The 19,936-nt window shown below is 73.1% G+C and carries 14 protein-coding genes; 11 read left to right on the top strand and 3 right to left on the bottom strand.

Translation table 11 applies throughout. The features are described 5' to 3' along the window. The first annotated feature begins 65 nt into the window (after nt 1-65). Nucleotides 66-1,625 (top strand): amino acid permease, encoded by a 1,560-nt coding sequence (locus ACGFSC_RS39525; RefSeq protein ID WP_380354743.1) that lies wholly within the window; start codon nt 66-68, stop codon nt 1,623-1,625. A 128-nt stretch (nt 1,626-1,753) separates the two neighbouring features. Then, nucleotides 1,754-3,187 (top strand): glycosyltransferase 87 family protein, encoded by a 1,434-nt coding sequence (locus ACGFSC_RS39530; protein ID WP_359899767.1) that lies wholly within the window; start codon nt 1,754-1,756, stop codon nt 3,185-3,187. A gap of 82 nt (nt 3,188-3,269) precedes the next feature. Here the strand turns inward: ACGFSC_RS39530 and ACGFSC_RS39535 are convergent, their stop codons facing one another. Together ACGFSC_RS39535 and ACGFSC_RS39540 are read right to left on the bottom strand one after the other, a co-directional pair. After that, nucleotides 3,270-5,018 (bottom strand): penicillin-binding transpeptidase domain-containing protein, encoded by a 1,749-nt coding sequence (locus ACGFSC_RS39535; RefSeq protein ID WP_359899765.1) that lies wholly within the window; start codon nt 5,016-5,018, stop codon nt 3,270-3,272. Nucleotides 5,019-5,202: 184 nt separating this feature from the next. Continuing rightward, entirely contained in the window at nt 5,203-7,002 is a 1,800-nt protein-coding gene (locus ACGFSC_RS39540; RefSeq protein WP_392865010.1) for a dolichyl-phosphate-mannose--protein mannosyltransferase, read from the bottom strand. 106 nt (nt 7,003-7,108) lie between these two features. Between ACGFSC_RS39540 and rsmI the strand changes: the two genes are divergently transcribed. The 7 genes from rsmI to ACGFSC_RS39575 all read left to right on the top strand — a co-directional run bounded on the left by rsmI (nt 7,109) and on the right by ACGFSC_RS39575 (nt 15,086). Next, entirely contained in the window at nt 7,109-7,978 is an 870-nt protein-coding gene (gene rsmI / locus ACGFSC_RS39545; protein ID WP_359899763.1) for a 16S rRNA (cytidine(1402)-2'-O)-methyltransferase, read from the top strand. A gap of 235 nt (nt 7,979-8,213) precedes the next feature. Beyond that, the gene (locus tag ACGFSC_RS39550; RefSeq protein WP_359899761.1) at nt 8,214-8,639 is read left to right on the top strand and encodes a hypothetical protein; all 426 of its coding nucleotides are present in this window, start codon (nt 8,214-8,216) and stop codon (nt 8,637-8,639) included. Nucleotides 8,640-8,723: 84 nt separating this feature from the next. Continuing rightward, nucleotides 8,724-10,346 (top strand): methionine--tRNA ligase, encoded by a 1,623-nt coding sequence (gene metG / locus ACGFSC_RS39555; protein WP_359899760.1) that lies wholly within the window; start codon nt 8,724-8,726, stop codon nt 10,344-10,346. A 1-nt stretch (nt 10,347) separates the two neighbouring features. Beyond that, the gene (locus ACGFSC_RS39560) at nt 10,348-11,226 is read left to right on the top strand and encodes a TatD family hydrolase (RefSeq protein WP_359899758.1); all 879 of its coding nucleotides are present in this window, start codon (nt 10,348-10,350) and stop codon (nt 11,224-11,226) included. 69 nt (nt 11,227-11,295) lie between these two features. Continuing rightward, nucleotides 11,296-12,177, top strand: coding sequence for a 16S rRNA (adenine(1518)-N(6)/adenine(1519)-N(6))-dimethyltransferase RsmA (gene rsmA, locus ACGFSC_RS39565; RefSeq protein ID WP_359899756.1), 882 nt, complete (start codon nt 11,296-11,298; stop codon nt 12,175-12,177). Beyond that, nucleotides 12,174-13,091 carry a 4-(cytidine 5'-diphospho)-2-C-methyl-D-erythritol kinase gene (locus ACGFSC_RS39570; RefSeq protein WP_359899754.1) on the top strand — a complete coding sequence of 306 codons (918 nt, stop codon included), beginning with the start codon at nt 12,174-12,176 and terminating at the stop codon, nt 13,089-13,091. The genes rsmA and ACGFSC_RS39570 overlap by 4 nt, the downstream gene beginning before the upstream one ends. A 120-nt stretch (nt 13,092-13,211) precedes the next feature. Further along, nucleotides 13,212-15,086 (top strand): ABC-F family ATP-binding cassette domain-containing protein, encoded by a 1,875-nt coding sequence (locus tag ACGFSC_RS39575; RefSeq protein WP_359899752.1) that lies wholly within the window; start codon nt 13,212-13,214, stop codon nt 15,084-15,086. A 57-nt stretch (nt 15,087-15,143) separates the two neighbouring features. On the opposite strand, the gene ACGFSC_RS39580 is transcribed toward ACGFSC_RS39575, so the two are convergent. Continuing rightward, nucleotides 15,144-17,150: an FUSC family protein gene (locus ACGFSC_RS39580; RefSeq protein WP_359899750.1), complete on the bottom strand. Its 2,007-nt coding sequence runs from the start codon at nt 17,148-17,150 to the stop codon at nt 15,144-15,146. Nucleotides 17,151-17,716: 566 nt separating this feature from the next. On the opposite strand from ACGFSC_RS39580, the gene ACGFSC_RS39585 reads away from it, so the two are divergent. Both ACGFSC_RS39585 and ACGFSC_RS39590 read left to right on the top strand, forming a co-directional pair. Continuing rightward, the gene (locus ACGFSC_RS39585) at nt 17,717-18,226 is read left to right on the top strand and encodes a hypothetical protein (RefSeq protein WP_359899748.1); all 510 of its coding nucleotides are present in this window, start codon (nt 17,717-17,719) and stop codon (nt 18,224-18,226) included. 43 nt (nt 18,227-18,269) lie between these two features. Further along, nucleotides 18,270-19,928 (top strand): hypothetical protein, encoded by a 1,659-nt coding sequence (locus ACGFSC_RS39590; protein ID WP_359899746.1) that lies wholly within the window; start codon nt 18,270-18,272, stop codon nt 19,926-19,928. The last annotated feature ends 8 nt before the right edge of the window (nt 19,929-19,936 follow it).

Raw genomic sequence — 19,936 nt, forward strand, 5'->3', positions numbered from 1 at the left:
ACTGTTCGTTTGCGACACTGGTGCTTTCGCCGGGTACTGTCCCATGTTTGTTCGGTTGATCCCCGATGACACCCCAGGGTGTTTCGGGTGACCAGCCACCAGGACACCCTCCCCCGCCCAGAAGGACCGCAGTTTTGGCCAGCAACACCCTTGGTGCGCGTCTGCTGCGACGCAAGCCCGTCTCGACACTGATCGCCGAGACCGAAGGCAAGAACTCCCTCCCGGCCGGTGCGCCCGAGGAGGGCGGGCGCTCCGGCATCCACCTGCGCCGCTCGATCGGGCTGTGGCAGCTGTCCTCGATCGGCATCGGCGCCACCATCGGCACCGGCATCTTCTTCGTGCTGAACACCGCGGTGCCCTCGGCCGGCCCGGCCGTCATCCTGTCCTTCGTGATCGCCGCGGTCACCGCCGGACTCACCGCGCTCTGCTACGCCGAGATGGCCTCCGCGATCCCGGTCTCCGGCTCCTCGTACTCCTACGCCTACGCCACCCTCGGCGAGGGCGTCGCCTTCGGCGTCGGCATCTGCCTGCTGATGGAGTACGGCGTCTCCGCCTCCGCGATCGCGGTGACCTGGGCCGAGTACCTGAACAAGTTCTTCGACCTGGCCTTCGGGTTCACGATCCCCGAGGAGCTCTCCGGCGCGCCGGACAGCACCCACTGGTTCAACCTGCCGGCGCTGCTGCTGGTCGCCATGGTCTGCGTCCTGCTGATCCGCGGCGTCAGCGAGTCGGTCAAGGTCAACGCGGTGATGGTCGCGATCAAGATCCTGATCCTGCTGATGTTCATCGGCGTGGCGCTCACCGGCTTCCACTCCGGCAACCTGAGCCCGTTCATGCCGCTCGGCTTCAGCGGCGTCCAGATCGCCGCGTCCAGCATCTTCTTCTCCTTCATCGGCCTGGACGCCGTGTCCACCGCCGGTGAGGAGGTCAAGAACCCTCGCCGCACCCTGCCGATGGCGATCATCATCTCGCTGGTCGTGGTGACCCTGCTCTACATCCTGGTCGCCCTGGCCGGCATCGGCGCCCAGCCCTGGCAGAAGTTCGACGGCCAGGAGGCCGGCCTCGCCCAGATCCTCCAGGACATCACCGGCCAGAGCTGGCCCGCGATGGTCTTCGCCTTCGGCGCGATCGTCTCGATCTTCAGCATCACCCTCGTGGTGATCTACGGCCAGACCCGCATCCTGTACTCGATGGGCCGCGACGGCATGCTGCCCAAGCGCTTCGCCCAGCTCTCCCCGCGCACCGGCACCCCGATCTGGAACACCATCGTGGTGGGCCTCGGCGTCGGCGCGCTGGCCGCGTTCATCCCGCTGCGGGTCCTGGCCGACATCACCAGCCTGGGCACGCTCATCGCCTTCTCGGTGGTCTCGATCGGCGTGATCGTGCTGCGCCGCACCCAGCCCGACCTGCCGCGCGGCTTCAAGGTGCCCGGCTACCCGGTCGTCCCGCTGATCAGCGTCGGCTTCTGCATCTACCTGATCACCGGTCTGCACGCCGACACCTTCCGGGCCGGGGCGATCGCCCTCGCCGTCGCCCTGGTCGTCTACTTCGGCTACAGCATCAGGCACTCCCGGCTGGAGCAGGCCGGGCAGCCGTCCGTGTCCTCGGACAGCTCCGCCGACTGACCCGGAAGCAAAACCCGGGTGAAGGGCCGCCGGCCGCCGAGGCGGCCGACGGCCCTTTTCCCGCCAACGCCCGTCCGGTGTCCAACGCCATGGCGACAGGGCCCGGCTCCCACCCATAACCTTCCACCATGGTGAGCACCCGCACGCCCGGCTACTTCCGCCCGCGCGGCCGCTTCACCGGCCGCAGCAGAACGCCGGCCCAGACCTCCGCGACCGAGGCGTCGTCCGGACCCGGACGACCGCCGCGCGGCTTCTCCGTCCGCCCCTTCCCCCGACAGCGTGGCGAGAGCACCTTTCCGCCCACGCCCGATCGGCTGAACGGCGCCCGGCTCGCCGGGCTCGCCTCGATGCGGACCGTCCAACTGCTCGGCTGCCTGGTCGCGGCCGGCTGGGCCGCCGCCTTCCCGCTCGTGTCCGACCTGGCCAACCAGCGGCTGTGGGGCCTGATCGCGGCCCCCGCCTACGTCCTGGCCGGACTGCTCTGCCTGACCCTGCCGCGTCGCTTCGCGGCCCGCGCCGCCGCCTCGGTCGCCCTCGTCGGGGCCGTCCTGGTCCCGCTGGCCCTGCTCGCCCTGAACGGTCGCCACCAGTCCGAGGTCATGGTGGTCGAACGCTCGGCCCACCTGCTGCTCACCACCGGCACCGCGTACCTGCCGCACCCGGTGGTGGTCACCGACTACAACCCGTACCTGCCGGCGATGTCCCTGTTCGGGATGCCGCGCCAGCTGCTCGGCGACTCCACCGCCTTCGCGAGGGTCGCCGGGGACGCCCGGATCTGGTTCGCGCTGACCTTCTTCGTCTGCCTGCTGGCCGCCTGGCGGCTGCTGCGGCCCGCCCGCCCCGGCGGCGGCGACCCGCGCGCGCCGCTGCTGCCGCTGGCCGTCCTCACCGCCTCGCCGCTGATCGCGCTCGCCCTGGCGGTCGGCGGGGTGGACCTGCCGCTGATCGGGGTCTGCTGCCTGGCCATGGCGCTCGCCGAGCGGGACCGCACCGTCGGCGCCGGACTGGTGCTCGCCCTCGCCTGCACCCTGAAGTGGACGGCCTGGCCCGCGCTGCCGGTCGCCGTCCTGCTGCTCTGGCGGCTGTACGGCCGCCGCCCCGCGGCCCGGACCGCGCTGATCGGGGTCGGGGTGAGCACGCTGGTGATCCTGCCCTCCGCGCTGGCCCAGCCGGACGCGCTGCGCGAACAGGTGGTGCGCTTCCCGCTCGGGATGACGGCGATCCGCACCCCGGCGGGCAGCCCGCTGCCCGGCAAGGTGCTGGCCGGCTTCGGACCGACCGGGCACGCGATCTCGCTGGCGCTGATGACCGTGGCCCTGGTCGCGGTGGCGATCTGGCTGCTGGCCCGGCCGCCGGTCTCCGCGATCGCCGCGGCGGACCTGCTGGCCGCCGGGCTCGCCATCGCCTTCATGCTGGCCCCGGCCGGGCGGTTCGGGTACCTGGCGCTGCCGGTGGTGCTGATGATCTGGCCCCGGCTGGCGGCCCGCCGCTGGAGCAGCCGGCGCCCGGTCCCGCCCGGCCGGGTGCGGGGGAGGCCGCAGCCCGCGCTGCCGCGCGGATGAGAAAGCACCGGCCCGCCCTGCCGTGAGGCCGGGCGGGCCGTTCGCTCGGGGGCCGTTCGCCCGGGGCCGTCTGCCCGGGGGCCTACCGGCCGGCGGCCTTCAGGATGGAGGCGACGGCCGGGCCGGCCGCGTCCACGCCGTGGCCGCCGCCCTGGACCTCGGCGGCCACCGCGAGGTTGCCCCGGTAGGCGGTGAACCAGCTGTTGGTGACGTCGACCCCGGCGACCTCGGCCGAGCCGGTCTTGGCGCCCGCGTTGTCGGTGATGCCGGCCATCACCTCCTTGGCGGTGCCGCCGGTGGCGGTGGCCGCCATCATCGCCTTCAGCTTGGCGTCCACGTCGGGGGAGAGCGGGCGGGCGGCCTTCTGCTGCGGCAGCTCCGCCACCAGGATCGGCTGCTTGAACTCGCCGCTCTGCACGGTGGCGGCGACCGAGGCGATGGCCAGCGGGTTCATCTGGACCTTGCCCTGGCCGATGTAGTTCATGGCCTGCTCGTCCTTGCTGCCCGGCGTCGCCGGCACCTTGCCGTCGGTGTTGGGCAGGCCGGTCTTCCACTCCAGGCCGATGCCGAACACGTCCTTGGCCGTGCCGGACAGCGTCTCGGGCTTGAGGCTGGCCAGGCCCTGATTGATGAAGGCGGTGTTGCAGGACATCATGAAGTCCTGCTGGAGCGTGTTGTTCGGGAAGGCACCCGGGAACGAGTTCGGGATCGGGTGCGCGTTGCCGCTCTTCTCCGGGCAGGCCACCACGGTGTCCGGGTTGACCCCGTTCTCCAGCAGCGCCGCCGAAGTGATGATCTTCATCGTCGAGCCCGGCGCGAGCAGCCCGGTGAAGGCCCGGTTCTGTCCGTTGGCCGGCGAGTTGGCGAAGGCCAGCACCTGACCGGTGCTCGGCTCGATCGCCACGACGGAGGCCGGCTTGCCGCCCAGGTCGGTCATCGCCTTCTCGGCGGCGGCCTGCAGGGTGTTGTCGATGGTCAGCTTGAACGGCTTGCCGGGCTTCGGCTCGACGATGGTGAACAGCTTGTCCTGGGCGCCCTTGCCGGCCGGGTCGGAGATCACCACGGCGCTGCCCGCGTCCTGGTCCTTGGCCGGGTCCGGCGGCAGCAGCTTGTTGGCGTTCTCCTGGAGGGTGGTCATCAGCGCCTGGGTGAGCGAGGCGCCCTGGACCGGCTTGCCGTTGCGGTCCACCACCGTGGACGGCGGGGCGAAGACCGGCTGGACGGCGATGGTCTCGTTGCCGGACAGGTGCGGGTGGATCACCGACGGCGCCCAGTGCACGGCCGGGGTGTTGTCGCTCATCTTCACGACGCCGAGGAAGCCCTGGTAGTCCCAGGCCCGGCTGGTGCCCGCGAACTCGGCGCGCGCCTTGTACGACATCAGGGTGCCGGTGGGGCCGGGCGTGGCGGTGGCGGACGGCGTGTCGGTCGCGCCCGGCGTCGCGGAGGCCCCGGCGGACGGCTTGGCGGCGGGGGCGGGGGTGCCGGTGGCGGCGGAGAAGACCTGCTGGGTGGTCGGGCCGAACGGCGTGAGGGTCAGCGCGCTCGGCTTGACCTGGTCGCGGAAGGCGGTCAGACCGGCCGTGGCCGCGGCCGGGTCGTCGGTCAGCGAGGCCGCCTTGGCGATGTCGCCGGCCGCCCAGGCCGTCAGGAAGTCCTTCAGACCGGCTGTCGCCTGCTCGGCCGACGGCGGCTCGGCGACCACGGTGCGCGGCTTCTTGCCGCCGGGGCCGCCGTCCGAGTCGTTCATCAGGCTGTACGCGCCGTAGCCGCCGCCCGCGAGGACGGCGATGGACACGCCGGTGATGATGCCGATCTTCGCGCCACTGCGCATGGTGCAGGTCCCCCAGGGGTCTCGCGGCCGGGCGCAACCGGCCGGGGCCGGAAACGCGGTACCCCCCCACCCTAGGCAGCACGGATCGGTGCGCCGGCGAATCGCCCGGCACTTGTGACGGATCTGGTACGTGTTGTGCACCGCATACGGACGAATCGCGGGAACCCGGTGTGCCCGGGGCGGATCAGATCCAGGTGTTGAACCACATCCGGCGGCGCCAGTCCTCCAGCGGGATGGTCTGCCCGGTGAACAGCGGGAAGAAGAAGAGGAAGTTCCAGAGGATCAGCAGGATCAGCAGGCCGGCCGCCGCGGAACCGATGATCCGGCGGTCCCGGGAGGCGCCGGGCGGCCCGATCAGCGCGCCGATCAGCATGGTCACCGCGAGCACCAGGAACGGGACGAAGACCACCGCGTAGAAGAGGAAGATCGTCCGCTGCTGGTAGGCGAACCAGGGCAGGTAGCCGGCGGCCAGGCCGCAGAGCAGCGCGCCGGCCCGCCAGTCCCGCCGGGCCGCCCAGCGCCACAGGCAGTAGGCCAGCGCCACGAGGCCCGTCCACCACAGCAGCGGGGTGCCGATGCCCAGCACCTCGCGGGCGCAGTCGGCGGCGGTGCAGCCGGCCTGGCCGTACTTGGGGGACTCGTAGAAGAAGGACACCGGCCGGCCCAGCACCAGCCAGGACCACGGGTTGGACTGGTAGGTGTGCGGGTCGCTCAGGCCGACGTGGAAGTCGTAGACCGTCGAGTGGTAGTGCCACAGCGAGCGCAGGGCCCCGGGTATCCACGGGAAGTCGGTGGAACGGCCGACCGCCCAGTCCCGGCCCCAGCCGCCCTGGCCGGGGGCGGTGCTGCTGGCGAACCAGCCCCACCAGGACGCGATGTAGACCGCGACCGACACCACGACGACCGAGACGAAGGCCGGCACCACGTCCCGGGCGAGCACCGCCAGGAACGGGCGCGGGGCGCCGGCCAGACGGCGGGCGCCGACGTCCCAGAGCACCGTCATCAGGCCGAAGGCCGCCGCCACGTACAGGCCGCTCCACTTGGTGGCGCAGGTCAGGCCGACGCAGACGCCGGCCGCGATCCGGTACGGGCGCCAGCCCAGGTTCAGCCGCTGGGCGAGCCGCGGGTCCTCGACGCCGCCCAGCCTCCGGGCCAGCAGGGCCCGGGTGCGGTCGCGGTCCAGCAGCAGGAAGCCGAAGGCGGCGAGGGTCCAGAACATCACCACCAGGTCGAGCAGGGCGGCCCGGCTGAGCACCAGGTGCAGGCCGTCCACCGAGAGCAGCAGGCCCGCCACGCAGCCCAGCAGGGTGGAGCGGAACATCCGGCGGGCGATCCGGGCCACCATCAGCACCGACAGGGTGCCGAGCAGGGCCACCGCGAACCGCCACCCGAAGGGGTTCATGCCGAACAACTGCTCGCCCGCACCGATGATCCACTTGCCCACCGGCGGGTGCACCACGTACGAGGGCGTCGCCCGGTACGGGACGGCCGCGCCCGGCGTCATGATCGTGGCGTTGGCGTCCTCCGGCCAGCTGATCTCGTAGCCGCCGTGCCAGAGCGCGTACGCGTCCTTGGCGTAGTACGTCTCGTCGAAGATGATCGCGTGCGGCTGCCCGAGGTTCGTGAACCGCAGCAGGCCGGCGAACACCGCCACCGCGACCGGGCCGAGCCAGCCGGCCCAGCGGCAGAGGAAGAACCACAGGCCCTGCGGCAGCGAGACGCCCATCCGCAGCAGCAGCGGCGACTGCGGCACGTCCCGGGGCGTCACCCGGGGGCCGTCCGGCATCGGCGGCGCCAGGCGCTCGGTGAGCGTCGCCGCGGCGCGGGCGGTCCAGCCGTGCCCGGCCAGGTGCTCGCGCCAGCCGGCCGGCCCGGACCGCGGCGCGGTCCCGGCCTGGGGCGAGCGGGGGGACGGCAGGCCGACACCGCCGTACGCGGAGTGGTCCGTACCAGTGGGCGTCTGGGCCGCCGTGTCGCCGTTCATCCGCCACATCGTAGGGGCGCTCTTCGTACGCGTGTCCGCTCCCTCGGAAGCTGACCGAATCGTCACCAAAAGCCCCGGGCGCGCGACAGCTGCAAGGATGGGGACCGTGACAGGAGTACTCGTTCTCGCAGGCACCCCCATCGGCGACGTCTCGGACGCCCCGCCCCGGCTCGTCAACGAACTGGCCACGGCGGACGTGATCGCGGCCGAGGACACCCGGCGGCTGCGCCGGCTCACCCAGGCCCTGGGGGTGACCCCGGCCGGGCGGGTGGTCTCCTACTTCGAGGGCAACGAGGTCGGCCGCACCCCCGAACTGGTCGAGGCGCTGCTCGGCGGCGCCCGGGTGCTGCTGGTCACCGACGCCGGCATGCCCTCGGTCTCCGACCCCGGCTACCGGCTGGTCGCCGCCGCCGTCGCCGCCGACGTCAAGGTCACCGCGGTGCCCGGGCCCTCGGCGGTGCTCACCGCGCTCGCGCTGTCCGGCCTGCCGGTGGACCGCTTCACCTTCGAGGGATTCCTGCCGCGCAAGAACGGCGACCGCGCCCGGCAGCTCGCCACGATCGCCGCCGAGCCGCGCACCATGGTCTTCTTCGAGGCGCCGCACCGGATCGCCGAAGCGCTCACGGCGATGGCCGAGGCGTTCGGGCCCGAGCGTCCGGCCGCCGTCTGCCGCGAGCTCACCAAGACCTACGAGGAGGTCAAGCGCGGGCCGATCGGCGAACTGGCGGCCTGGGCGGCCGAGGGCGTCAAGGGCGAGATCACCGTCGTGGTCGCCGGCGCCCCGCCGGCCGCGCCCCAGGAGCTGACCCCGGCCGAGCTGGCCCGGCTGGTCGCCGTCCGCGAGGAGGCCGGGGAGCGCCGCAAGGAGGCCATCGCGGCCGTCGCGGTGGAGCTCTCGCTGCCCAAGCGGGAGGTCTTCGACGCGGTCGTGGCGGCGAAGCGGGAAGGCCTGGGAGGAGCCCCGGGACAGGGGTGAATACCGGGGGTTGCGTTGCTCACGGGGAGTCGTACCGTGGAGGGAAGGCCCCGGTAAACACCCGCTGAGCTGAAGCTTCGGTCGCGGTTTTCGGTCCCGGGGAGGCCCTTCGTATAGGGCTCCCCAACCGGCATCCAAGTCTTCACAAGTGGGGCGTCACCCGGGGATGTCCGGGCATTTCCTGGAAGGGAAAGACCCAGCCGGGCGAGCGTCCGGCGGGCGCTGGGAGACGGCCATGAGCGATGTTGTCGGTAGCCCGCGCAGTGGCAACGCACTGAGCACCGCCGGTCTGGCCGGCCGGCCGCACACTCCCGTCGAAACCGTACGGGAGGCCTACTCCTTCGCGTGCCTGCGCTGCGGGTACGGATGGGAGCAGGCGTACGACATCGAGCACCACGTGGGCAAGGACGGCCACGTCGTGTTCGAGTACCACGCCAACGGCGTCCGGGTGCCGTCCCCGCTGCTCAAGCCGACCTGCCCGGGGTGCGGCGGCCACACCGTGCGGATCATGCGCGAGGGCCGGGTGGCCACCGCCGACCAGCAGTGGCAGCACGCCCCCGGCTACCCGGCGCACGCCGAGCCGGCCGGGCCGCCCCCGGTGGCCGAGCCCGTCCGGCCGCGCGGACGCTGGGCCCGGTTCTGGTCGCGGCTGCTGGGCTGACACCGGGGCGACGAGGAGGGACCGCCCCCGGCCGGGAACAACTCGGTCGAGGGCGGTCCGCGCGCCCGACTAAGCTTTCCGACCATGGCGGCCACTGCAGACCACAGCACCACCGGGGCGACCGCCCCGGCGTACTACGTTTCCACCCCGATCTACTACGTCAACGATCGCCCGCACCTGGGCCACGCGTACACCACCGTGGCGGGCGACGTCCTCACCCGCTGGCACCGCCAGCGCGGCGAGAAGGTGTGGTACCTGACCGGCACCGACGAGCACGGTCAGAAGATCATGCGGACCGCCGAGGCGAACGGCGTCAGCCCGCAGCAGTGGTGCGACAAGCTGGTCGAGGAGGCCTGGAAGCCGCTCTGGGAGCACCTGGAGATCGCCAACGACGACTTCATCCGCACCACCGAGGAGCGGCACACCGCCCGGGTGCAGGAGTTCGTCCAGGACCTGTTCGACAAGGGCGAGATCTACAAGGGCGGCTACTCCGGCCCGTACTGCGTCGGCTGCGAGGAGTTCAAGCTCCCGGCCGAGCTGCTCGACGGCGCGACCGCGGACGAGAAGCTCTGCGCCGTGCACAAGCGGCCGGTCGAGTGGCTGGAGGAGGAGAACTACTTCTTCCGCCTCTCCGCCTACGGCCCGCGGCTGCTGGAGTTCTACGCGGCGAACCCGGACTTCATCCAGCCCGCCTCGGCCCGCAACGAGGTGCTGCGCTTCGTCGAGCAGGACCTCAAGGACCTCTCGATCTCCCGCTCCACCTTCGACTGGGGCGTCCCGCTGCCCTGGGACGAGAAGCACGTCCTGTACGTGTGGGTCGACGCGCTGCAGAACTACATCACCGCGGCCGGCTACGGCAGCGATCCGGAGCGCTTCGCCGAGCTGTGGCCCGCCTCGGTCCACCTGGTCGGCAAGGACATCCTCCGCTTCCACGCCGTCATCTGGCCCGCCATGCTGATGGCCGCCGGGCTGCCGCTGCCCAAGCGGGTCGTCGCCAACGGCTGGCTGATGGTCGGCGGCGAGAAGATGTCCAAGTCCAACCTGACCGGCATCGCGCCCACCGACCTGACCTCGCACTTCGGCGTGGACGCGTACCGCTACTACTTCCTGCGGGCGATCCCGTTCGGCACCGACGGCTCGTTCTCCTGGGAGGACTTCACCGCCCGGTACACCTCCGAGCTGGCCAACGACTTCGGCAACCTGGCCTCCCGGGTCGCCGCGATGGTCGGCAAGTACTTCGACGGGGTGCTGCCCGCCGCCACCGCCGCCGGTGACGCCGAGCAGGCCGTCGCGGACGGGCTGACCGCGGCGGTCGCCGCCGCCGACCTGAAGATCGGCGAGGAGCTGGACTTCGCCGGCGGCCTCGCGGCGATCTTCGAGTTCGTCAAGCAGGTCAACGGCTACCTCACCACCCAGGAGCCGTGGAAGGTCGCCAAGGACGAGTCCGAGGAGGGGCAGGCCCGCCTGGCCACCATCCTCTACACCGCCGCCGAGGCGCTGCGCGCCACCGCCGTGCTGCTCAACCCGGTGATGCCGTCCACCGCCGAGAAGCTGTGGGCCTCGCTGGGCGCCGAGGCCGCCGGGCTGGGCGCGCTCGGCGCGCAGACCGTCGCCACCGCGGCCGACTGGGGCCGGCTGCCCGTCGGCGCCACCGTCACCAAGGGCGAGATCCTCTTCCCGCGCCTCGAAGAGAAGCCGACCGCCTGACATGGCCGCCAAGGACGACGCCCGGTCGACCCCGCCGCCGCTGCCGGAACCCCTGGCCGTGGCGGTGGCCGACTCGCACACCCACCTCGACATGCAGTCCGGCACCCCGGCCGAGGGCCTGGCCAAGGCCGCCTCGGTCGGCGTCACCACGGTGGTCCAGGTGGGCTGCGACGTGCCCGGCTCGCGCTGGGCCGCCGAACTGGCGGCCCAGTACGAGCAGGTGCACGCGGCCGTCGCCCTGCACCCGAACGAGGCGCCGCGGATCTTCCTCGGCGACGCCGACGGCTGGTCCGGGCAGCAGCGGAAGGCCGGCGGCGCCGCCGCGCTGGACGAGGCGCTCGCCGAGATCGACCGGCTCGCCGCCCTCCCGCAGGTGGTGGCGGTCGGCGAGACCGGCCTGGACTACTTCCGCACCGGGCCGGAGGGCGTGGAGATCCAGAAGGAGTCGTTCCGCCGCCACATCGAGATGGCCAAGCGGCACGGCAAGGCCCTGGTCATCCACGACCGCGACGCCCACGAGGACGTCATCGCCGTCCTGCTGGCCGAAGGCGCCCCGGAGCGGACGGTCTTCCACTGCTACTCCGGCGACGCCGGGATGGCCAAGACCTGTGCCGAGCACGGCTGGTACCTCTCCTTCGCCGGCCCGGTCACCTTCAAGGCCAACCAGCCGCTGCGCGACGCCCTGCTCGCCACCCCGCTGGACCGGATCCTGGTCGAGACCGACGCCCCCTTCCTCACCCCGCACCCCTACCGCGGCCGCCCGAACGCCCCGTACCTGATCCCGGTCACGGTCCGCTCGATGGCCGCCACCCTGGGCCTGGCCGAGGACGAGCTGTGCACGGCCGTCGCGGCGAACACCGCCAGGGCCTTCGGGTACTGAGCCCGAGGCCGGGGCCCCGTCCGGATCGGCGCGTCCGGACGGCGGCCCCCGCGCCCGTATCCTTGGCGCGTGAGCACCACCGACCCCACCCCTGACAGCCACCTTCTGGGCGCCGCCGACATCCGGGAGCTGGCCGCCGCCTTCGGCGTGAAGCCGACCAAGCAGCGCGGGCAGAACTTCGTCATCGACGGCAACACCGTGCGGCGGATCGTCCGGGCCGCCGACGTGACGGAGCAGGACACGGTGGTGGAGGTCGGGCCCGGGCTCGGCTCGCTCACCCTGGCACTGCTGGAAGTGGCGCGGCACGTCACCGCGGTCGAGATCGACCCGGTGCTGGCGCGGCACCTGCCGGACACCGTCGCCGCCCGGATGCCGGGCAAGGCGGACTCCTTCGACCTGGTGTTCAGCGACGCCATGGAGGTCACCGAGCTGCCCGGGCCCGCGCCCACCGCGCTGGTCGCCAACCTCCCGTACAACGTCGCCGTGCCCGTCCTGCTGCACATGCTGGCGACCTTCCCCAGCATCGAGCGGACCCTGGTGATGGTGCAGAGCGAGGTCGCCGACCGGCTCGCCGCCAAGCCGGGCAACAAGGTGTACGGCGTCCCGTCGGTCAAGGCCAACTGGTACGCCGACGTGAAGCGGGCCGGCGCCATCGGGCGGAACGTCTTCTGGCCCGCCCCCAACGTCGACTCCGGGCTGGTCTCGCTGATCCGCCGCGAGCCGCCGAGGACCACCGCCAGCCGCGAGGAGGTGTTCGCGGTCGTCGACGCCGCGTTCGCCCAGCGGCGCAAGACCCTGCGCGCCGCGCTGGCCGGCTGGGCGGGCTCCGCCGCCGGGGCCGAGCAGGCGCTCGCGGCGGCCGGCATCGACCACAAGCTGCGCGGCGAGATGCTGACGGTCGAGCAGTTCGCCGCGATCGCCGAGCACAAGCCCGCCAAGGACGCCGTGTGATCACCGTACGGGTACCGGCCAAGGTCAACGTCCAGCTGGGAGTCGGCGGCCTGCGCGCCGACGGCTTCCACGACCTGGCCAACGTCTTCTTCGCGGTCGCCCTCGGGGACGAGGTCACCGCCACCGCCGGGGAAGGCGTGACACTGAGCTGCACCGGCCCGGACGCCGCCGTCGTCCCCCTCGACGACAGCAACCTCGCCGCCCGCGCCGCCCGGCTGCTCGCCGCCCACCACGGCATCGCCGACCCGGGCGTGCACCTGCACATCGCCAAGGCCATCCCGGTGGCCGGCGGCATGGCCGGCGGCAGCGCCGACGGCGCGGCGGCGCTCGTCGCCTGCGACGCGCTCTGGCAGCTGGACACCCCGCTGCCGGTGCTGCTGGAACTGGCCGCCGAACTCGGCTCCGACGTGCCGTTCGCCCTGCTCGGCGGCGTCGCGCTCGGCCGCGGCCGGGGCGAGATCCTGGAGCCGCTGACCACCGGGGGCACCTTCCACTGGGTCTTCGCGGTCGCCGAGGGCGGCCTGTCCACCCCCGCCGTGTTCCGCGAGTGCGACCGGCTGCGCGAGGAAGCCGGCACCGGCTCCAGCGACACCGACGTCCCCACCCCGGACGCCGACCCGGCGCTGCTCGCCGCCCTCGCCCACGGCGACGCCGTCGCCCTGGCCGACGCGCTCGCCAACGACCTCCAGCCCGCCGCGCTCTCGCTGCGCCCCGCACTCGCCGCCACCCTGCGCGCCGGCACCGAGGCGGGCGCGCTCGGGGCCCTGGTCTCCGGCTCCGGGCCGACCTGCGCCTTCCTGGTCAAGGACGCCGAGGCCGCCGCCGCGGTGGCCGGGGCGCTGCGGGCCTCCGGCACCTGCCGGACCGCCCACGCCACCCACGGACCGGTGCCGGGGGCCTCCCTGGCGGACTGACGCGGTGAGGGCGCTCCGGCGGGCCCATTAGGCTGGAGAGATCGGGGTGTCCCGACAGGGGCACCCGGCCGTTGAGCGGCGGACCGCCCCGCGACCGCCGAACCCAGGAGCGCAGCACACGTGGCCGTCAACCTCGCCACCATCGAGTCCGTCACGAAGGTCTACGGCACCCGCGCCCTGCTGGACGCGGTCAGCCTGGGCGTCAGCGAGGGCGACCGGATCGGCGTCGTCGGCCGCAACGGCGACGGCAAGACCACCCTGATCCGGATGCTCGCCAAGCTGGAGGAACCCGACAGCGGCCGGATCACCCACTCCGGCGGCCTCCAGATGGCCGTCCTCACCCAGCACGACTCGCTCGACCCGACGGCGACCATCCGGCACGAGGTGATCGCCGACCGGGCCGACCACGAGTGGCTCGGCGACGCCCGCATCCGCGACATCATCGAGGGCCTCTTCGGCGGCCTCGACCTGCCCGGCTTCGCCGACGGCCTGGACACCGTCATCGGCCCGCTCTCCGGCGGCGAGCGCCGCCGGATCGCGCTCGCCAAGCTGCTGCTCGGCTCGCCCGACCTGATCGTCCTCGACGAGCCCACCAACCACCTCGACGTCGAGGGCATCAACTGGCTCGCCGAGCACCTCCAGAAGCGCCGCTCCGCGCTCGTCTGCGTCACCCACGACCGGTGGTTCCTCGACCAGGTCTGCACCCGCATGTGGGACGTCCAGAGCGGTGAGGTGCACGAGTACGAGGGCGGCTACTCCGACTACGTCTTCGCCCGCGCCGAGCGCTCCCGGATCGAGGCCGTCGAGGAGCAGAAGCGCCAGAACATGGCCCGCAAGGAGCTGGCCTGGCTGCGCCGCGGCGCCCCCGCCCGCACCTCCAAGCCGCGCTACCGGATCGAGGCCGCCAACGCCCTGATCGCGGACGTGCCGGACCCGCGCGACACGTCCGAGCTGATGAAGTTCGCCAACGCGCGGCTCGGCAAGACGGTCTTCGACCTGGAGGGCGTGACCGTCACCGCCGGCCCGAAGCTGCTCCTGGAGAACATCACCTGGCAGCTCGGCCCCGGCGAGCGGATCGGCCTGCTCGGCGTCAACGGCGCCGGCAAGACCTCGCTGCTGCGCGCGCTGCGCGACGCGTACACCTCCGAGGGCGACGTCCAGCCGGCGTCGGGCGTCATCAAGGTCGGCAAGACCGTGCGGCTGGCCTACCTGTCGCAGGAGGTCGCCGAGCTGGACCCGGCGACCCGGGTGCTCCAGGCCGTCGAGCAGGTCCGCTCGCGGGTCGACCTCGGCAAGGGCCGGGAGATGAGCGCCGGCCAGCTGTGCGAGCAGTTCGGCTTCGGCAAGGACAAGCAGTGGACGCCGGTCGGCGACCTGTCCGGCGGCGAGCGGCGCCGGCTCCAGCTGCTGCGGCTGCTGATGGACGAGCCCAACGTGCTGTTCCTGGACGAGCCCACCAACGACCTGGACATCGAGACGCTCAACCAGCTGGAGGACCTGCTCGACGGCTGGCCCGGCTCGATGATCGTCATCAGCCACGACCGCTTCTTCATCGAGCGCACCACGGACACCGTCCACGCGCTGCTCGGCGACCGGAAGATGCGGATGCTGCCGAACGGCGTGGACGAGTACCTGGAGCGCCGGGCCAGGATGGCCGCCGCGGCTCCCGCTGCCGCTCCGGCGGGCTCGGGTGCGGGCTCGGGTGGCGCGGCCGGTGCGGCTTCGGCCGGCGCGGGTGCCGCAGGTGGCCCGGGTGCCGAGGGCGGTGCCCCCGCGCTGTCCGGCGGGGACCTGCGGGCGGCGAAGAAGGAGATGCAGAAGCTGGAGCGGCAGATCGCCAAGCTGGACCAGAAGGAGTCCAAGCTGCACTCCCAACTCGCCGAGCACGCCGCCGACTTCTCCAAGGTCGCGGAGCTGGACGCGCAGCTGCGCGCCGTCCGGGAGGAGAAGGAGGAGCTGGAGATGGGCTGGCTGGAGCTGGCCGAGCAGGTCTGAGGCGGGTCGCCGGTCGGGCTGCTGGTCCGGCTGCCGGTCGGGGCGGCCCGCGCCGGATCACCTGCCGGGGTGGCCGCCGAGGAGCGTTTCGAGCTCCTCCGCCGCACGGCCCAGCGCACTGCGCGCCGGGTCGTGCGGGGCGGTCGGACGGGCCGCCGGGGTCGTCGGCGGGCGGTGCGCCCGGGCGGCGGCGGTCAGTTCGTCCAGCGCGCGCCGCACCCGGCCCACCTCGCCCGGGTCCGGCAGCCGGCCGCCGTACCGGATCTGCGCGGCGAAGGCCGCCACCGCGCCGCCCAGCCGCTCCAGCGCCGCCGTGGCCGGCAGCCACCGCTCGGCCAGCCGGCCGGTGGGCGGCGGCTCCGCCAGGCCCTGCTGGACCTCCCGGCGGGCGTCCGCCAGCGACCGGTAGGCCGAGCGGCGCAGCCACACCTGGGCGTTGCCGTTCCGGGCGGTGGAGTCGCCGCCGTGGTCGGCGCCGGTGGTGGCGTCCTGGACCACGGCGTCGAGGTAGGCCCGCAGCGCCGTCGTCGCGTCGACCAGCCTGGGCTCGATCCGATGGCGCGGGCGCTCCGGCCACAGCAGGTAGCCGAAGAGCAGGACGATCGCGCTGGCCAGCACGGTGTCCAGGACCCGCGGCCAGAACTCCGCGGCGCCGCTCTGCCCGCCGAGCTGGAGCAGGACCAGCGCCATCGGCGTCATCACCACGGTGTTCAACCCGTAGTGCGCCGCCGTCGCGTACGGGAGCAGGGCCACGCAGCCCGCGGCCATCGCGGTCAGCGCCCACTCGTCGGTGGCGGCCGTGAGCAGCGCCGCGGTCACGGCCACCCCGAGCACCGTGCCGACCGAACGGCTCACCGCGCGCAGGAACACCGACCCGAGATCCGGCTTGAGCACGAAGGCGATCGTCATCGGCACCCAGTAGCTCTTGCTGAGCGGGTAGTTGGCCGTGACCGCCGAACCGACCGCGATGCACAGCGCGACGCGCAGCCCGTACCGCACCGAACCCCGCGACAGCAGCCGCACCCGCAGCCGCCACGGGTCCGGCGGCGGCGCGGGCGCCGTACCGAGCCGGGTATCGCGGCCGGCCACCGTGTCGGCGGCGGCGCGCAGGGCCACGTCCAGGGCCTGCCGCGACGGGGTGTCCGGCCGCCAGTCGGGTACGGCGACCTCGCCGCCGCCCTGCCGCACGGCGGCCGCCAGCCGGTTCGGCACCTCGGCCACCTCCGGCGGGACCGGACGGCGGGCCCACACCAGACCGGTCGCCGCCTCGGTGGCGGCGAGGGCGGCCTCGTACATCCGGCCGCGGCGGTCCTGTGCGGTCCGGTGGTCGTCCTGTGCGGTCCGGCCGTCCTTTCTGGCCCGCTGGCTCCGCCGGTTCTGTCGGCTCCGCCGGTTCGTGCCGAGGAGGTCCTGGAGCTGGTTCAGACGGGCCGTCAGCACCTGGCGCGAGACCCCCGCCCGCGGCCCGCCCAGATCGGCGAGCGTACGGCCGAGCGCGTCGTACGCGGCGGCCAGCGCCCGGTTGCGCGGATCCGCGGCGGGCCGGTTCGGCGCACCCGCCGGCAGCCCCAGCAGCACCACGAACGCCGCCCCGACCAGCAGCATCGGCGCCGCCGCCCACCACGGCCCCGGCAGCGGCATCCCGCTGCCCAGCGCGGCCGACACCAGCAACAGCATCCCGGCCGCCGAACCGCGCGGACCCGTCGCACTCAGCGCGCCGGAGACGAAGGCGGTCAGCGTCAGCGCGACACCCAGGACGAGACCGTCCACGTCCGCGTGCTGAAGCGCGGTGCCGATCAGCAAGCCGAGCGCCGAGGCGAGGACCGCCGTCCCGATCCGGGCGGCCCGCAGCCTGCCCGGCTCGACCCGGTCGTTCATCGTCGCGTGCATCGCCCCGAGCCCGGCGAACACCCCCAGATCCAGCCGGTGCGTCAGCAGCCCCACCGTCAACGGCACCGCCATGCCCACCGCCGCCCGCACCATCAGCGCCACCGGCACCGGCGGCCGCGCGGGCCGCGCGGCACGGGCCCACCAGGGGGAAGGAGAGACGTCGGAAGAGCTCACGCGGTCACGTCCGTTCTGCGGCCTTGGGTCGCTGCTGTGCGACATTGCGCGGCAGATGGGGCGTACCGGGTCAGTCTACCCAGGGCCGCCGCGGCAGCCTCGTACGTGTCAAGTTCGTACCGATCGCGTACGGGCGGGCCAAGGTCCCTGCCGGGCCGACAGAGGTGGTGGCTACCATGACGGAGGCGAAAACCGTCCACAGGGCGGTCGGTGCTCCGACCAGGACGGTACGAACCAGAAGTTGACGGTGTGTTGCGGCACGCGGAAGCCCGGGAGGCCCGGGCGCGGCGGGCCGTACGGGGGAGAGGTGAACTGCTGTGGCAGGCAATGGTGCAACAAGTCCGGGGACGCCGACTCCTTCGGTGAGTCCGTCACCCAGTCCCACGCTGACGCCGTCGGCGAACCCTTCGCCGAGCGCTACGCCCAGTCCGTCGGCGAATCCTTCGCCGAGCGCTACGCCCAACCCATCGGCGAGTCCCGCGCCCAGCGCGTCGTCCAACCCCGCGCCCAGCGCGTCGGGCACCGACCCGAACGGTCAGGCGCCTTCCGGCGACGCGACGCCGTTCATGCTGAGCGATCCGTTCGGTCCCTTCGGGTTCGGGATCAATCGCATTGTCAGCACGGCACAGACGAACTTCACTGCCAGTGACCTGGTGTCGGCCTTCGGCCAGCAGAACGTCAAGGTCGAGCTGCAGACCCTGTCGGCATTCGCCGCGAAGATCGAGGCGCTGCTCGCCGCGATGGAAGGGTCGGCGGCCGCGCCGTACAAGCTGGAGGAGCAGAAGGTCTCCCAGGGCAGCTTCGTCAACGGGGCGGACGCCGGGAAGTTCCCGGAGGCCGTGGCGCTGAACACCGCCTACGGCAAGGTGCACGGGCAGCTCGTCAAGCTCCACAAGGACTTCGTGGCTCAGATCGAGGCGATGACGGAGGCGGTCTCGAAGACCGCCACCCAGTACGCGAACAACGAAGAGCAGACGACGGCGAATCAGAACGCGGTAGCGAAGCAAGCAGGCGTCGCCTCGCCGTCGGCGGGGTCGAACGGGACGGCACCGAAGTCCACGGGGCTGAACCTCTGACAGCGGTGCGGGGCGAGACCTACGGGGAGACGGGGAGCGAATCATGGCAGGAACGACAGACTTCGACGGCATCGACCATGCCGTCCTCAAGGGAATGGTCGACGGCGCGAAGCCGGCAGAGGTGCTGAAGCGGGCAGCGCAGCTCCAGGACGCCGGCCGCGTCCTGTCGGAGCTCAGCAAGGCTCTCCAGGCACACCTGGGCCAGGTCAGCTGGGAAGGGCCGGCAGCCGAGAACTTCAAGACCTGGGTCGGAAACCTGTACAAGTCCGCGGCGATCATCGCCCAGCACTCCACGACCGCGGGCAGTGCGATGACCCAGGCCGGTGAGGCGCTCAGCACGGCCAGGGCCGCTGTGCCGGTACTTCCCCAGACGGAGATCGACGCGGTTGCCAGGCACAACTCGCAGACGGTGTACATCCCGCCGGCTGCGGCACAGAACATCGTCGGCCAGTCGGTCGACTCGTACATGGCTTCCGTCGACAAGAACTGGGTGACCGCGGACGCGGCCAAGCAGGCCAAGGCGAAGATCGAGAAGGAACGGCAGGAAGCCATTCTCCAGCTGGAGAAGCTGGCGCAGGCGTACAGTGCGGCGACGACGACGCTGAACGGGATCGACGACAACGTCTCGCTGCCGGGGACGCCGGGGAACGGGAAGGACCAGAACGACTCCAGCTCGGCATCCAACGGGAGCGGCGGAGGCGCTGGTGGCGGTGGTGGCACCGTCCGTAGTCCCCGAATGAGCGGTGGAGGCGGCGGGGGCTACGGCCCGCCCGGTGGCGGAAACTACGGGGGCGGCACGGTCCAGCCCCGTGACCCGGGTTCGGGCGGTCCCGGCCCGGGCAACCCGGGCAACACCCCGCCCCCGCCGCACGGCGGCGGTCAGGTGCCGCCCGCGCCGCAGGACCCGGGGACCTCGATCCCGCCGTCCTACCCGTCCGACCCGGTCAACCGTCCGGGCACCGATCTCAACAGCGTGCCCACCCTGCCGACCCTCCCGACCCAGACCGGCCCGTACGGTCCGGGCGGCGGCCAGCTGCCCACGGACGGGCCGACCACTCTCCCCGGCTACCCGAACGGGACGGGCGGCCCGAACAACGGGCCCGGCGTCCCCGGCGGCGGCGGCCCGATCACGGGCTTCCCGGGCGGACCGGGCGGCGGCACCGTCCCGACCAAGGGCGGCGGCAGCGGGTACGTCCCCGGCAAGGGCGGCGGCCAGATCCAGCCGCGGACGACCCCGTTCGGCGGCGGCCCGGGGCAGGGGAGGAGCGGTACTCCGGGACTGCCCAGCGGGACGGTCTTCGGCGCCCGCGAGGCGGGTCCGGGCGGCGGCCGGGTCGGTGGGCCCGGCGGTGCGGGCGGCATGCACCCCGGCATGGGCGGTGCCCACGGCGGCGCGGTCGGGGCCGGCGGCGGTTCGCGTGGCCGGGGCCTGTCCTCGACCACCGGCGGGACGGTCGGCGGTCGCAAGGGGCCGAGCGCGGGCGGGGAGTTCACGCCCGGCGGTACCGGCCTGCGCAATCGCGCGGCGGGCGCTGCCGAGGGCGGTGCGCAGTCCAGGCAGAACGGCATGATGGCCCCCGGGTCCTCGGGCCACGGCAGCCGGAACGAGCGCGACCGCCGCAAGCGGGCCGACTACCTGCACGAGGACGAGGAGACCTGGACGAGCGGTACGCCGCACAGCAACCCGGACGTGATTGAGTAGGACGGCAA

The sequence above is a fragment of the Kitasatospora sp. NPDC048715 genome (genome assembly GCF_043198905.1).
GTDB classification, from domain to species: domain Bacteria; phylum Actinomycetota; class Actinomycetes; order Streptomycetales; family Streptomycetaceae; genus Kitasatospora; species Kitasatospora lactacystinica.

What these genes read in the sequence shown, in the direction of transcription:
- ACGFSC_RS39525 (WP_380354743.1), top strand. Translation starts at nt 66, where the DNA reads ATGACACCCCAGGGTGTTTCGGGTGACCAGCCACCAGGACACCCTCCC.
- ACGFSC_RS39530 (WP_359899767.1), top strand. Translation starts at nt 1,754, where the DNA reads ATGGTGAGCACCCGCACGCCCGGCTACTTCCGCCCGCGCGGCCGCTTC.
- ACGFSC_RS39535 (WP_359899765.1), bottom strand. Translation starts at nt 5,018, where the DNA reads ATGCGCAGTGGCGCGAAGATCGGCATCATCACCGGCGTGTCCATCGCC.
- ACGFSC_RS39540 (WP_392865010.1), bottom strand. Translation starts at nt 7,002, where the DNA reads ATGAACGGCGACACGGCGGCCCAGACGCCCACTGGTACGGACCACTCC.
- ACGFSC_RS39550 (WP_359899761.1), top strand. Translation starts at nt 8,214, where the DNA reads ATGAGCGATGTTGTCGGTAGCCCGCGCAGTGGCAACGCACTGAGCACC.
- metG (WP_359899760.1), top strand. Translation starts at nt 8,724, where the DNA reads ATGGCGGCCACTGCAGACCACAGCACCACCGGGGCGACCGCCCCGGCG.
- ACGFSC_RS39560 (WP_359899758.1), top strand. Translation starts at nt 10,348, where the DNA reads ATGGCCGCCAAGGACGACGCCCGGTCGACCCCGCCGCCGCTGCCGGAA.
- ACGFSC_RS39585 (WP_359899748.1), top strand. Translation starts at nt 17,717, where the DNA reads ATGCTGAGCGATCCGTTCGGTCCCTTCGGGTTCGGGATCAATCGCATT.
- ACGFSC_RS39590 (WP_359899746.1), top strand. Translation starts at nt 18,270, where the DNA reads ATGGCAGGAACGACAGACTTCGACGGCATCGACCATGCCGTCCTCAAG.